Source organism: Kitasatospora sp. NPDC048545 (assembly GCF_040651155.1).
Classification (GTDB): Bacteria; Actinomycetota; Actinomycetes; order Streptomycetales; family Streptomycetaceae; genus Kitasatospora.
Map to the genome: position 1 here is coordinate 199,800 of NZ_JBEZIQ010000003.1, position 13,722 is coordinate 213,521.

Consider the following 13,722-nt stretch of genomic DNA (forward strand, 5'->3'; position numbering starts at 1 on the left):
CCGATGAGCAGCGCGGTGACTCCCGTCCCGGACGACGCGGACCGCAGGGTCCGGACCGAGGCCGACCGGCTGGCCGCCTCGGGCGCCGGCCGACCGGGCCCCTACCTGATCGGCGTACGCCACCACGCGCCGTCCCTCAGTGCGGTCGTCCCCGCGCTGCTCGACGCCGCCCGGCCGGAGGCGGTCCTGGTCGAACTGCCCGCCGAGTTCCAGCCCTGGCTCGGCCTGCTCGCCGACGAGGCGACCGAAGCCCCGGTCGCCCTCGCGGCCGCCCCCGCCGGGCCCGAGGAGACGGGCGGGCCCGCCTTCTACCCGTTCGCCGACTTCTCCCCGGAACTGGCCGCCCTGCGGTGGGCCCGGCGCAACGGGGTGGAGGTGATCGCCTGTGACCTCCCGCTCGCCCGGCGCGCCGCCCGCTCCGGGGAGGGCCGGCCCGGCCCCGCGGATCCCGGTGCCGAGGCGCCCGGCGTGGCCGGCACGCCCGGCGTCGCCGACGCGCTGCGCCACCGGCTCACCGGCCGGGACTCCGACGAGGACCTGTGGGACCGGCTGGTCGAGACCGCCGCCCCCGGCTCCACCCCGGAAGCCGTCCGGCGCGCCGCCCTGCTCGTCGGCTGGGCACTGCGCCACGACGCCGAGACCGGCCCCGGCGTCGACCCGTACGACCTGCGCCGCGAGGAGTGGATGCGCGCCCGCATCCGGGACGCCGCGGCCGGCGGGCGCCGGATCGCCGCCGTGATCGGTGCCTTCCACGCCCCCGCCCTGCTGGACGGGCCGCCCGCCGGCGAGGAGCCGCCGCACCCGGACGAACCGGGCCACGTCCTCTCCCTGATCCCGTACACCTACCCGCTGCTCGATGCCCGCTCCGGCTACCCGGCGGGCATCCGCGACCCGGAGTGGCAGCACACCGTGCTCGACGCCGGCGGCGACCCGGAACGGCTCGCCGACGCGCTCACCACCACCGCCGTCCGGATCTGCGCCGCCCTGCGCGCCCAGGACCACCCCAGCGGACCGGCCGACGCCCGCGAGATCGTCCGCCTCGCCGGTGACCTCGCCCGGTTGCGCGGCCACGCCGCCCCCGGCCGCGGCGAACTGGTCGAAGCGGTGCAGACCGTCCTGGCCCAGGGCGAACCGCTCGGCCGCGGCCGAGCCGTCGCCCGCGCCCTGGAACAGGTCCTGGTCGGCACCCGCACCGGCCGGCCCACCCCCGCCGCCCCGCGCAGCGGGCTCGCCCCCGCCGTCGAGACCCTGCTCGCCGACCTCGGCCTCCCCGGCCCCGCCGACCCGGGCCCGCGCGACCTGCGGCTCGACCCGTTGCGCAGCCCGCTCGACCGCCGCCGCGAGATCCTCCTCCACCGCCTCACCGCCTGCGAGGTCCCGTACGCCGACCCCGTCGCCGGCACCGGTGCGGGCGGCACCGAAACCCTCGGCACCCGCTGGCGCGTCCACTGGACGCCCGCCACCGCGGCCATGCTGACCGTCGCCGGTACCCGGGGCGTCACCCCCGCCCAGGCCGCCGAGGGCGCCCTGCGCATCCGCCTCGGCGCCGACCCCGGCCCGCGCGAGATCATCGACGGCCTCACCGCCGCCGCCTCCTGCGCCCTCCCCGCGCTCACCGAGGACCGCCTCACCCGACTCACCACCACCCTCCCCGCCTCGGGCACCCTCCCCGAACTCCTCGACGCCCTCGCCCTCCTGGACCGCCTCGCCGCGGGCCACTTCCCGGTCCGCACCCCGGACGCGGCGGCGGCCCCGAGCACGACCGGCGGTCCGGGCGGCGGCGCACCCGACGCGGGCGCCCACGCGTCCGGGAGCGACGACGAGGCGGCTGCCGCGCCACCCGGTGGCGGAGCGTCAAGCGCTGCGGAGGGCGCGGCCGGTGCCGACCAATCGCACCGCGCCGCCGGGTCGCCGACCGAAGCTTGTGAGGTCCTGACGGTCGCCGCGGTACGGCAGTTGGAGGGGCTGGGCGGGTCGGATGATCCGCAGGACGCCCGGGCACTGGTGGAACTGGTGCGGCGGGCGGACCGGCTGGGCGGGGTGCGGCTGGCGTACGTGCTGGCCGAACTCGGGACGCACGGAAGCCCGTTGGTGCGGGGAGCGGCCGGGGCGGTGCGGGTGCTGCTCGGGCAGGAGCAGGCCGGGGTGCTGGGCGGCCGGGCGGCCTCCTGGGTGGACGGCGCGACCGGTCCGGAGACGCGGCAGGTGCTCGGGCGCTCGCTGGTCGGCCTGCTGACGGCCGCGGAGGGACTGTTCGACGCCGCGCCGGAGGCACTGGAGCCGGTCCTGGAGCGGGTCACCTCGCTGCCCGACGGCGCCTTCCTGGACCGGTTGCCCGCGCTGCGCGGCGGCTTCGACACGCTCAGCCCGGCGGCCCGCGACCGGCTGCTGGCCCTGGTCGAGGAACGCCTGGGCACCCGGCTCACCGCGTTGCCCGAGGAGGCCGGCCCCGCCGTGGTGGCCGATTGGGTGCGCGCGGACCTCGCGGCCCGCGCCGCACTGGCCCGGCGCGGCCTGCTGCCGGCGGCACCGGCGGCACCGGCACCGGCACCGGCAGTACCGGCGGCACCGGCAGCCCCCGGGCCGCGGCCCGGCCGCGGGACCGTCGACCGGGCCGATGGAGCCGACGAAGCAGACACGGCCGAGAAGCCCGACAATCCCACCGCGGCCGCCCGGCCCGACCTCGCCGACCCGGTCCACCAGCACGCCCTCCTCCCCGCCGAGCGCTGGCGGCTGCTCCTGGGCCGCCCCGGGAACGGTGGCCTGACCGGCCGCGGCGCCCGACTCGCCACCGCCCTGGACGAGTTGTACGGCAGCGGCCACGGCGAAGGCTCCGGCCCCGGAGCGGACAGCCGGGGCAACCGGGGCGGCCGCGAGGCCCCCTACCCGGGCGTGCGGGAGTGGGCGGAGGAACTGGAGTCGCTGTTCGGCCCGGGCCTGCGGGAGGAGGTGCTGGCAGCCGCCGTCGCGCAGGGCCGCACCGACGTCCTGGAGGCGGTCGACCCGTCGGCGGTCCGCCCGTCCGTCGATCTGCTGCGCACCGTCCTGGAGCACGCGGGCGGGCTGCCCGAGGCCCGGCTGGCGCGGCTGCGTCCGCTGGTGCGGCGCCTGGTGGAGGAACTGACCCGGGAGCTGGCGACGAGGCTGCGCCCGGCCCTGACCGGCATCGCGGTGCCGCGCCCGTCCCGCCGTCCGGGCGGCGGGCTGGACCTGGACCGGACGATCCGGGCCAATCTCGCCACCGCCCGTCCCTCGCCGGAGGGCGGCACCCTGATCGTGCCCGAGCGCCCGGTGTTCCGGACCAGGGCGCGGCAGGCCAACGACTGGCGGCTGATCCTGGTGGTGGACGTCTCCGGGTCGATGGAGGCCTCCACGGTCTGGGCGGCGCTGACCGCCTCGATCCTGGCCGGGGTGCCCTCGCTGAGCACTCACTTCGTCGCGTTCTCCACCGAGGTCGTCGACCTCACGGAGCGCGTGGAGGATCCGCTGAGCCTGCTGCTGGAGGTGCGGATCGGCGGCGGCACCAGCATCGCGAGCGGGCTGCGCTACGCGCGGGAGCTGGTGACGGTGCCGTCCCGCACGCTGGTCGCGGTGGTCAGCGACTTCGAGGAGGGCGGGCCGGTCGCCGGGCTGCTGGCCCAGACCCGCGCGCTGGTGGACTCCGGTGTGCACCTGCTCGGCTGCGCGGCGCTGGACGACACCGGCACGGCCCGCTACTCGAAGGCGGTCGCGGGCCGGCTGGTGGCGGCCGGAATGCCCGTGGCGGCGTTGAGCCCGTTGGAACTGGCCCGCTGGGTGGGGGAGAAGGTGCGATGAGCGTGACCGATCGGACGAACGACTGGCCCGGTGTGCGGCCGGAGGTGGTCGCGGAGGTGGTGGCCGGGCTGAGCGCCCGGCTGCAGAAGCGGCTGGACGGTGCGGCGGCGAAGCTGGCGGAGCGTCCGGTGGTGCGGGAGGGCGACGAGTGGCGGGTCGAGGTGGACGAGGAGACGCTGCTCGTCCTGCACGCCCCGGGTGGGACGGTCACCGACCAGGCGGACGTCCGCTGCGGCTGCCTGCTCGCCCCGGACTGCGTGCACCGGGCCGCGGCCGTCACCCTCTGCCCGCTCGCCGAGGCACCGGAGCCGACGGAGCCGCCAGGGCCGCAAGAGCTGGCAGGGCCGCCAGGGCCGACGGAGCCGACCGGGGAGGCGGGGCCGAGCACGCCGACCGGAGCGGCCGGCGCGGCGGACACCGGGGCAGCCCGGGAGGCGGCCGGGCCGACCGCGCCCGCTTCCCTCACCGCCGCCGAACTGGAGGCCGCCCGGCACCTGCACCGGGCCGCGGCCGCCGTCCTCGCCGCCGGGGTGAGCGGCGCGGGCGCCGTCTCCCAGGCCGAACTCCTGCGCGCCGCCCACCGGGCCCGGGTCGCGGGCCTGTACCGCCCGGCCGCGGCGGCCGTCGCCGTCGTGACCCGGGTCCGGGCCGCCCGGTCCGGCGCCCCCGACCACCGGCTGGCCGACCTGGTGGCCGGCCTGCGCGAACTGCTGGGCCTCACCACGGCCCTGACGGCCGGCACCGGCCCGGTCGCCGAGCTGCGCGGCACCGCGCGGCAGGCCTACCGGGAGGAGGGCGGCCTGCGGCTCCACGGGCTTTTCGCCGAGCCGGTGCTGACGGCGACCCACGCGGGCGCGGTCAGCTGGGCGGTGGACGCCGACGGGCGGCTGAGCACGATCGCCGAGGTCATGCCGCACGACGACGCGGCCGCCGCCGTCCCGCAGGCGGTCGGGGCCGGCAACCGGACGGTCCGGCTGGGCGACACCGCGCTCAGCCACCGGGAGTTCAGCCGGGCCGGGCTGGTGGTCCAGGGTGCGACCCGCTCCGCCACCGGGCGACTGGGCGCCGGCGCCGCCGTCCGGGCCGTGCGCGCCGCGGGCGCGGCGTGGACGGCGGAGCCGGCGGCCCGGCTCTGGTCCGAACCGACGGCCGCCCAGGTGGCACGGGCGCTCGCGGTGCAGGACCTGCCGTACGAGAACCGCCCGGCCGGGAGCGACCTGTTGTTCCTCGACGTCACGCTGCTGGGCACGGCCCCCACCGGCCCGGGCGGAGTGCCGCAACTGCGGGCGCGCTGCACGGAGGGCGGCCCGGTGCTCGCCCTGCGTGCGGCGCACGAGCACCCCGACCTGCCGTTCCGGGCGAACCTCGCGCTGCTCGCCACCGCGCCCGGTCTACGGCTGCGGGTGGTCGGCCGTCTGGAGCGCGCGGACCGCCCGGAGCTGCGCCTGCTGGCGATCGGCACGCCCCCGCAGGCGCCCGACGTGCAGACGCCGGACCCGCTGGCGCTGCCTGCCGACCGCGCGGGCCGGGTCAACCTCGGTCTCGAACGCATGCAGACCGCCGACCTTCGGACTGCGGACCTCGGGTCCACGGACCTCGGGACCGCCGGCCCCACGCCCCCCGAGGGGGTCGCCGGTACGCCGCCGGAGCGACCGGAACCCTCGGCGCCGTACGGCCCGCCCGTGCACGTGCTCGGCCGCCGGGTGGAGCAGACGGTCACCACCGGCCGGAACGCCCTCGCCCCGAGCGAGGCCACGGCGGCGGCCGACCGGGGCCTGCTGCGTGCCGCCGGGTTGGCCACCGCCGCCGAACTCCTGGACGGTCTGCGGGCGGCCGCGGCGAACCGCCGACGGGACGTGTTCGGCCGGATCGTCGCGGACGACCACGACGCCTACGCCACCGCCTGGCTGGCGGCCGCCTGGTACACCGAGGAACTGGCCTCGGCGCTCTGCTCGGCGGCCTGGACCGGGGAGGGGTGAACCGTGGGCCGCCGAACTGTTTGCAGGGACCGGTAATCCGCGCCTACTGGCATACTTGGGACGAGGGAGGCACCGAACACGCGGTGCAGCGGAAAGGACGGCGCGCCATGGGGATCCGGGACGACGCGGCCGAGATCCGGGCCCGTGGCTGGCGCACGCTCGCCGCGCTGCACGGGATGATCGACACCGCGCTGGAGAAGGCGCTGCAGGCCGAGTGCAAGCTCTCGGTGGTCGAGTACACGGTGCTGGAAGCGCTCTCCCGTCAGGACGGCTGGCACATGCGGATGCAGCAGCTGGCCCGCGCGGCGGCGCTGAGCAGCAGCGCGACCACCCGGCTGGTGAGCCGCTTGGAGGACCGGGGCCTGCTGAGCCGCTACCTCTGCGCGGACGACCGGCGCGGCATCTACACCGAGCTGACGCAGGAGGGCCGTGACCTGCTGGCGGCCGCCCGTCCGGTGCACGACGCCGCCCTGGAGGCGACACTGGCGCAGGCCACCGAGGTCCCGGAACTGGCCCCGCTGGTCGGCTCGCTCGCCGAGCTCCACCCGGCACGCACCTGAGGCCCACGCCTGAGGCCCGTACCTGAGGCCCACGCCCGGGAGCGGCATTCGGGGCCACGCCTGAATCCGGTGGGGAGGGCCGTCCCGCAGGGCCGTCCATGCCACCGGCCCGGGCCGGCCCGGAAGGTCATCCCGCCCCGGAAGGTCATCCCGCCCCGCCCGCACCGCCCGACCGGAAGCGGGCCCTCACCGCCGCCCGGCGGCGAGGGCGTCCTGGTGCACCCGGTCGAGCAGGGCGAGCAGCAGGTCCTTGCTGGACGACCGTTCCCGGACGTCGCAGAGCACGACCGGGACCTCCGGCCCGAGGTCCAGGGCGCGGCGGACCTCCTGGGGGCTGGCCTCGCGGCGCCCATGGAAGCAGTTGACGCCGATCGCGAACGGGATGCCGCGCTGCTCGAAGAAGTCCACGGCGGCGAAGCTGGATTCGAGCCGCCGGGTGTCGGCGAGGATGATCGCCCCGAGGGCGCCGAGCGCGAGGTCGTCCCACATGAACCAGAAGCGGAACTGCCCCGGCGTGCCGAAGAGGTAGAGCACCAGGTCCTCGCGGACGGTGATCCGCCCGAAGTCCATGGCCACCGTGGTGGTGGACTTGTCCTGGACGCCTTCGAGGCTGTCGACCCCGATGCTGGCGCGGGTCATCCGTTCCTCGGTCTGCAGCGGTTCGATCTCGCTGACCGAGCCGACCATGGTGGTCTTCCCGACGCCGAAGCCGCCGGCGACGAGGATCTTGACCGCGCCCGGCACCAGGCTCTGGGTCGTCAATTCGGGTCTCCTGGAAGGGAACGGGGAGAACGGGGGCAAGGGGTGCGACCGGGGCGCCGACGGGGCGGCGCCCCGCCGGACGCGTGCGACCGTGACGGGGACGCCTGTCCGTCAGAGCCGGCGGACGCCCTCGATCACGGCCTGGATCAGCGAGATGTCAGGTGCCTCGGCGAGCTGGACCGGGGCGCGGGTGAGGATCAGCCGGGCCTCGGCCAGGTCGTCCAGCAGCACCTTGACCACGCTGACCGGCAGGTCGAGGGTGGCCGCGATCTCGGCCACGGCCAGCGGGCGTTCGCGGCACAGGTCGATGATCGCGGCCGGTTCGGGCGTGAGCCGGCTGGTGTCGGCGCGCGGGTCGGCGGTGACCACCAGGGTGATCAGCGCGAAGCCGTCACGGACCGGGCCGGTGCGCCCGTTGGTGATCGCGTAAGGACGGACCAGGTGGCCGGCGTCCTTGTCGTAGAACCAGCCCTCGTCGGCGTCGGCGGTGGTCACGCACCGCCACCCGCGCCGACCTGGCCGGCATCGCTGCGCGGCGCCGCGGTGAGGTACTGGCCGACCTGCTTGACCAGCATGTTGATCTCGTAGGCCATCAGTCCGGCGTCCACCTGCTCGCTGGTCAGGACGGCCAGCCGGGCGCCCTGCCCGGCGGTGGTGACGAACAGGAACAGCTGGTCCATCTCCACCACGGTCTGCCGGACCCGCCCGCCGTTGAAGCGGTGTCCGGCGCCGCGGGCCAGGCTCTGCAGGCCGGAGGCGACGGCGGACAGGTGCTCGGCGTCGGCCCGGTCGAGGTTCCGGGACATGCCGACCAGCAGGCCGTCCTCGGAGAGGACGATGGCGTGCCGGGTCTCGGGTACCCGTGCGACCAGCTGGTCCAGCAGCCAGTTGAGGTCGCGCTGGGTTTCGGTGTGCTGCGTCATCACTGCTGTTCCTTGGCTTCCTGAGCGGCGGAGGCTTCCTGAGCGGCGGAAGGTGCGGCCGGGGTGTGCGGGGCGGCGGGCGCGGTGGGGTCCGGGGCGCCCGGTTCGGTGGCGGCCGCGCGGGCGGTCCGGGTGCCGCGCTGGATGGCGGCCATGGTGGCGCGGGAGCGCTGCGGGGAGGTGTCCTCGGTGTCGGCCTCGGCGCCGCCGTACCGGGGCGCGAGCGGCGCGGCCGGGGCGGGCGGTGCGGGCGGTGCGGCGGGGCCGGTGGGCCCGGCCGGGCCGGGGCGGCCGACGGAGGACGACGGCAGGGCACCGGGCGAGTGGGCCTCGCGGAGCTGCTCGGCGAGGCTGGCGTTGCGGACCCGCTGCGGCAGGACCCGCGGGGTGCGCAGCTCGCCGTCCGGGCCGTGCTCCACGTTGTCCTCCTGCGGGCGTTCGTGGGTCGGCGCGGAGTGGTCGGCGGGGACCCCGTCGAAGGGCGCCGCGGCCAGCTCGGCCGGGAGGTCCGCGCCGTGGCGGCCGGCCGTCGGCCCGTTCCCCGGGGCGTTCGCAGTCCCGTCGCCGGTGGTGTCGCCCGGGATGTCGTACCGGCGCGGCAGCACGGGCCTGGGCACGACGACGGCACCGGGCAGTCCGGGGATCTGGGCACCGACGGGCAGTCCGCCGTTGGCGGGTCCCGCGGGGCCGTCCTCCGGCAGGCCGCCGTCGAGGAGCACCCCGTCGAGGAGCACCCCGTCGAGGGGGCCACCCTCCAGCAGGCCGCCGTCGAGGAAACCGCCGTCCGCGGCGCCCGGGACGACCAGCTCGCCGGCGATCACACCGCCGTCGCCCGCGACGGGCCCGGCGGCCGTTCCCGGAGCGCTCCCCTCGGGGGCCTCCGGAGCGCCGCCGCCGCCCGGCCCGGTGCCCAGCAGTCCGCTGAGCACTCCGGCCAGCGCGCCCGACAGCTCCTCGTCGACCTCGCCGGGGTCGCTCTCCGCCGTCGGCCGGGCCTCCGGCGCCGGGGTGCGGGTGACCCGCGCCCCGGAGGGCAGCCCGGGCACCGCGGCCGCCTGCTCGGCCTGCTCCAGCAGCGCCGAGGGCACCAGCACCACGGCTCGGGTGCCGCCGTACGGCGAGGGCCGCAGGGTGACCTGGATGTCGTGCCGGGCGGCCAGCCGCGCGACGACGAACAGGCCGAGCCGCAGGTCGTCGCCGAGCGCCGACACGTCCAGCTCCGGCGGGTTGGCCAGGTACTCGTTGAGCCGCTCGTACTCGTCCTCGGTCATGCCGAGGCCGCGGTCCTCGACCTCGACCGCCAGGCCCTTGGGCACCTCCTGCGCGGAGACCTGCACCTGGGTGTACGGCGGGGAGAAGGTGGTGCCGTTCTCGATCAGCTCGGCGACCAGGTGGATGACGTCGGCGACGGCCTGCCCGCTGAGCGAGGCGCGCGGCACGCCCTGGACGACGACGCGGGCGTAGTTCTCGGTCTCGGAGACGGCGCTGCGCAGCACGTTGACCATGGGCACGGCGTTGCGCCAGCGGCGGGCGGGCAGGGCGCCGCCCAGGATGACGAGGTTCTCGGCGTTGCGCCGCATCCGGGTGGCGAGGTGGTCGACCGCGAACAGCTCGCGCAGCAGCTCGGGTTCCTCGTGCTCGCGTTCCAGCGCGTCCAGCATGCTGATCTGTCGGTGGATCAGGATCTGGGTGCGGCGGGCGATGTTGAGGAAGACCTTCTTCGTCCCCTCCCGCCCCTGGGCCTGGTGGACGATGGCCGCGACGGCGGCCTGGCGGACGGCGGCGAGGCCGTCGGCGGTCTGCTGGACCTCGTCGCCGATCCGGCGGGAGGGGGCCCAGGCGGGCGGGGTGGGCACCGGTTCGCCGGCGCGCAGCCGCCCGACCACCTCGGGGATCTCGCTCTGGGCGAGCGCGAGGGTGTCGGCGCGCAGTCCGGACAGGCGGCCGGACAGCGCCCGGGCGGCCCGGATCCCGCGGATCAGGCTGAACAGCAGGACGAGGGCGACGACGACGGTGCCGATCAGCACCGCGGTGCTGTTCCCGGCGTCGCGCAGCAGGTAGGCGGCGTAGCCCCAGGCCGCGGCGAGGCCCAGGCTGGGGACCAGCACGAGGGCGAGGAGCGAGCCGCGGAGGGAGCCGGACCGGCCGGCGCGGTGGCCCGTGCGGGGGGCCGATATGCCTGGCATCTGATTCCTTGGTGCAGGGCCGAGTTGCAGGCCGGGTCGCGGATCCTAACGGCGGGTCGGCCCGTGCGGCCCGGGCGGGCTTCAGGGCGCCGAGGCCGGGGTTGCCGGACGGGGTGACGCGGTGTCACCGTCCGGGCGGAGTACAGCCACGGCCGCCGACGGCAGGAAACCTATCAGTCCCAGGTGCCCTCATCGCAACATCAACTGACGATATGTGAACGGCTGATGGCTCTGCCGGGTCCTGCAGGGCGAAGCGTTCGCCGGCGGATCGCCGCAGCTCAGCGCCTTCACCGTGACATGCGGACGGCTCCCCGGGAGGTGGGGTGCGCCTCCCGGAGAGCCGTCAGGAACAGGTCAAGCGGTCGTGGGCCGACGGATCGCCGCCGGCCGGTCCGGCCGGGTCCCGCCCGGACCGCGGACACCGGCGTTCGGCCCGGTCCGGAGCCGACGACCGGCGCGGTGTCGGCGGTCAGCCCGCTCCGGTGCCGGCGGTCAGCCCGCTCCGGGTGCCGGCGTTCGGCCCGCTCCGGTGCCGGTGGTCAGCCCGCCAGCGGTATCCGCACCACCTGTCCGTCCTGCTCGTCGCGGCCCTCGGCCTCCAACTGGTTCAGCTCGGTCCACGCCCAGCTCGCCAGGTCGGACAGCTCGGCCGACCACTGCTTCCCGTAGGTGCCCGAGGCGACCTGACCGAGCCGCAGCTTCTGGACGTCCGAGGTGCCGGCCGGGGCGTAGATGTGGGTGGCGTCGCGCAGGTAGCGGATGATGTTGAACTCCTCCTGCGTGCCGCGGGCGGCGAGGATCTCCATCGCGCTGCGCGCCGAGTCCATCGCGTACTCGGTGTTGATGAGCTTGGCGTTCATCAGCTCGGCGTCGCAGGGCTTGCCGTGGTCGAGCAGGTGCGAGGCGTGGTACGCGGCCAGCTTGGCGGTCATCAGCTTGGACTGCAGCTCGCCCAGCTTCAGCGCGACGCTGTTCAGCTGGTTGAGCGGCTTGCCGTACAGCACCCGCTCCTCGGCGTAGCGCACGACGTCCTCGACGATCGCGACGTGGATGCCGAGCGCGACGGCGCCCAGGTTCAGCCGGCCGTACAGGGTGGAGGAGGAGTAGGCGACGTCCAGGCCCTGGCCCTCCTCGCCCAGCCGGTTGCCGACCGGGATGCGGCAGTCCTCGAAGATCAGCTCGCCGAAGCTGAAGCCGTGCAGGCCGCCCTGGGTGCCGAGGGTGCCGGTGCGGAAGCCGGGGCGGTCGCTCTCGACGAGGAACGCGGAGAGCCCCCCACTGCCCTTGTCGGTGCGGAAGACCACGCCGTGCACGTCGCCGATGTGGGAGTTGCCGACGAACCACTTGCGGCCGTTCAGCACGTACTCGTCGCCCTCGCGGCGGGCGGTGCCGGCCATGCCGAGCACGTGGCCCCCCGACTCCGGCTCGGTGACCGCGATGGTCGGCAGGGACTCGCCCGAGGCGAACTTCGGCAGCCACTCGCGCCGCTGGGCGTCCGAACCGAAGTGGATGACCTTGGCGACGCCGAGCTGGGAGGCCTGTGCCATGGCGCCCATCGCGCCGCTGACGCGGGCGAGTTCCTCCACGATGATGGTCTTGGCGAGATGACCCAGCCCCAGGCCGCCGAACGCCTTGGGGATCGTCACGCCGATCCAGCCGCGGCGGGCGATCTCCCGCGAGAGTTCGAACTCGACCTCGCGGTCGGCCTCCATTCTGGCGACCTGCGGACGTACCTCCTTCTCCGCGAACTCTCGGACCTCCGCCCGGAGGCTCTCGTGTCGCTCGTCGGTGAAGTAGTCCATAGCCATGCTTGGTCCTCTCATTTCAGTGGGTGTCGTGCCTCCGTCCATGCCGTCGATGCCGCTCCGGCCGCCCCGCGGGGAATCGGTGGGGGTGACGGCCGATCGCTCCCTTGCAATCGGTGCATGCGGACCCTGGCGCGGCTTCCCGGGGGGAGAGGAATACCGTCCGTGTCTTCGGCAGGGCTCATTGTCATATGTGAACACCCCCTTCACACCTAGTTGATCTTGGATTGGCGGGATTCCAGTCGTCGTTGTTACTCACTGGTTTCGTTCCCGTGCGGACGGGGGAGTGATCTTCCCCCTCCTCACGATCCGGCTGAGCGGCCGTTCACATGCGGCTTTGACTGTTCATCAGCAAGGGTGGTGACTGGTACCGGTAGCACCGAAGGGCCCGGATGTCTGATTACATGTGCGCCATGACTGATGTGATGAGCACTCAAGGCCAGTTCCCGGGTGCCGCCGGGGAGTCCGAGCGGACTCGCAGGCTGCGCAGCCTGGGTCTCAACGAACCGTCGGCGGACGAGGCCTTCGACCGCTTCGCGCACCTGGCAGCCAGCATCACCCGCGCTCCCATCGCGATGGTCAACTTCATCAACGACGAGCGCCAGATGTTCCGGGGGCTCTACATTCCGCCAAACTCGGCCGAGGTCGCGGCCGAAGAGGGAGCTTCGTGGGCGGATCGCGGCATCGCCTTCGACCTCCCGACCCGTCAGATGCCGATGAGCCACGGCTTCTGCCCGCACGTCGTCGCCCAGCGCTCGCCCCTCGCGCTGGACGACATCCTGGCCTACCCCCGGTTCGCCGGTAACCCGGTCGTCGACGAACTCGGCGTCCGGGCCTACCTCGGCGCCCCGCTCGTCGACGACACCAACACCGTCATCGGCACCGTCTGCGTCCTCGACCGGGAACCCCGGCAGTGGGGGCGCGAACGGCTCCGCGACATCCAGCACCTCGCCGAGGCGCTGCTCTCCGAGATCCGGCTGCGCGACAACCTCCTCGCCCAGCAGCAGGAGATGTTCGCCGCCTTCGACGGCTCCCCGTTCCCCATCATGCTCACCGACGGCCCCGGCCAGGAGATCCGCTACGCCAACGCCCAGCACGCCGACACCTTCGGCGCCCCGGTGGCGTACGGCGCGATCGGGCAGGCCTACCCGCAACTCGGCGTGGCCGGCCTCCAGCAGGCCGTCTCCGAGGCCTACCGCACCGGCCGCACCACGGTCCTCAACGAGGTCCGGGTGCAGTCGACCCGCCCCGAGGCCCAGCGCATCCAGCAGATCTTCAGCTTCACCTGCACCCCGCTGCGGACCGCGCGCACCGGCCAGGTCAACGGTGTCCTCACCGTCGGCATGGACGTCACCGCCCAGTCCCGCACGGAGGAGGAACTCGGCACGCTGGCCGCCCTGCTGGTCGACCGGCTGCAGCAGAACGGCACCGCGACCGCGACCGGCCGCCCGGGCATCCCCGGCGGATCCGGCCTCGTCCTGCCGGGCTGAACCGCCGACCGCCCGCCCGCGTGCGGCACCGGGGTTCGCGTCCTCACCGTCCTCACCGTCCGTCCGCTCCATCCGGATCATCCGAATTACCCGCATTGCTCGTACGGCCTGCACCACCGCGCCACCGGCGCCACTCGCATCACCCGCATCACCGCACCACCCGTACCGCTCACCGCCGTGGCGGGGCGCCTCTCACCCCCG

General features: G+C 75.4%; 9 protein-coding genes. 4 read left to right on the top strand and 5 right to left on the bottom strand.

The genetic code is table 11. From position 1 onward, the window contains the following. The first annotated feature begins 3 nt into the window (after window positions 1-3). From AB0D10_RS04610 to AB0D10_RS04620, 3 genes are all read left to right on the top strand, one after another. Complete coding sequence (locus tag AB0D10_RS04610; RefSeq protein WP_360251171.1) at window positions 4-3,816, top strand: DUF5682 family protein; 3,813 nt, start codon at window positions 4-6, stop codon at window positions 3,814-3,816. Window positions 3,817-3,818: 2 nt separating this feature from the next. Further along, window positions 3,819-5,795, top strand: coding sequence for a hypothetical protein (locus tag AB0D10_RS04615; protein ID WP_360251174.1), 1,977 nt, complete (start codon window positions 3,819-3,821; stop codon window positions 5,793-5,795). Between the two features lie 107 nt (window positions 5,796-5,902). Next, window positions 5,903-6,355 (top strand): MarR family transcriptional regulator, encoded by a 453-nt coding sequence (locus AB0D10_RS04620; protein WP_360251177.1) that lies wholly within the window; start codon window positions 5,903-5,905, stop codon window positions 6,353-6,355. Between the two features lie 186 nt (window positions 6,356-6,541). On the opposite strand, the gene AB0D10_RS04625 is transcribed toward AB0D10_RS04620, so the two are convergent. From AB0D10_RS04625 to AB0D10_RS04645, 5 genes are all read right to left on the bottom strand, one after another. Continuing rightward, entirely contained in the window at window positions 6,542-7,117 is a 576-nt protein-coding gene (locus AB0D10_RS04625; RefSeq protein ID WP_360251180.1) for an ATP/GTP-binding protein, read from the bottom strand. Between the two features lie 111 nt (window positions 7,118-7,228). Beyond that, window positions 7,229-7,612 (bottom strand): DUF742 domain-containing protein, encoded by a 384-nt coding sequence (locus AB0D10_RS04630; protein ID WP_360251183.1) that lies wholly within the window; start codon window positions 7,610-7,612, stop codon window positions 7,229-7,231. Next, window positions 7,609-8,040: a roadblock/LC7 domain-containing protein gene (locus AB0D10_RS04635; protein WP_360251186.1), complete on the bottom strand. Its 432-nt coding sequence runs from the start codon at window positions 8,038-8,040 to the stop codon at window positions 7,609-7,611. Before AB0D10_RS04635 ends, AB0D10_RS04630 begins: the two co-directional genes overlap by 4 nt. Then, a complete protein-coding gene (locus AB0D10_RS04640) occupies window positions 8,040-10,226 on the bottom strand; it encodes an ATP-binding protein (protein ID WP_360251189.1) in 2,187 nt (728 codons plus the stop codon). The genes AB0D10_RS04635 and AB0D10_RS04640 overlap by 1 nt, the downstream gene beginning before the upstream one ends. A 539-nt stretch (window positions 10,227-10,765) precedes the next feature. Then, window positions 10,766-12,028: an acyl-CoA dehydrogenase family protein gene (locus AB0D10_RS04645; protein ID WP_360251749.1), complete on the bottom strand. Its 1,263-nt coding sequence runs from the start codon at window positions 12,026-12,028 to the stop codon at window positions 10,766-10,768. Between the two features lie 416 nt (window positions 12,029-12,444). On the opposite strand from AB0D10_RS04645, the gene AB0D10_RS04650 reads away from it, so the two are divergent. Further along, window positions 12,445-13,521, top strand: coding sequence for a GAF domain-containing protein (locus AB0D10_RS04650; RefSeq protein WP_360251193.1), 1,077 nt, complete (start codon window positions 12,445-12,447; stop codon window positions 13,519-13,521). Window positions 13,522-13,722 lie beyond the last annotated feature (201 nt).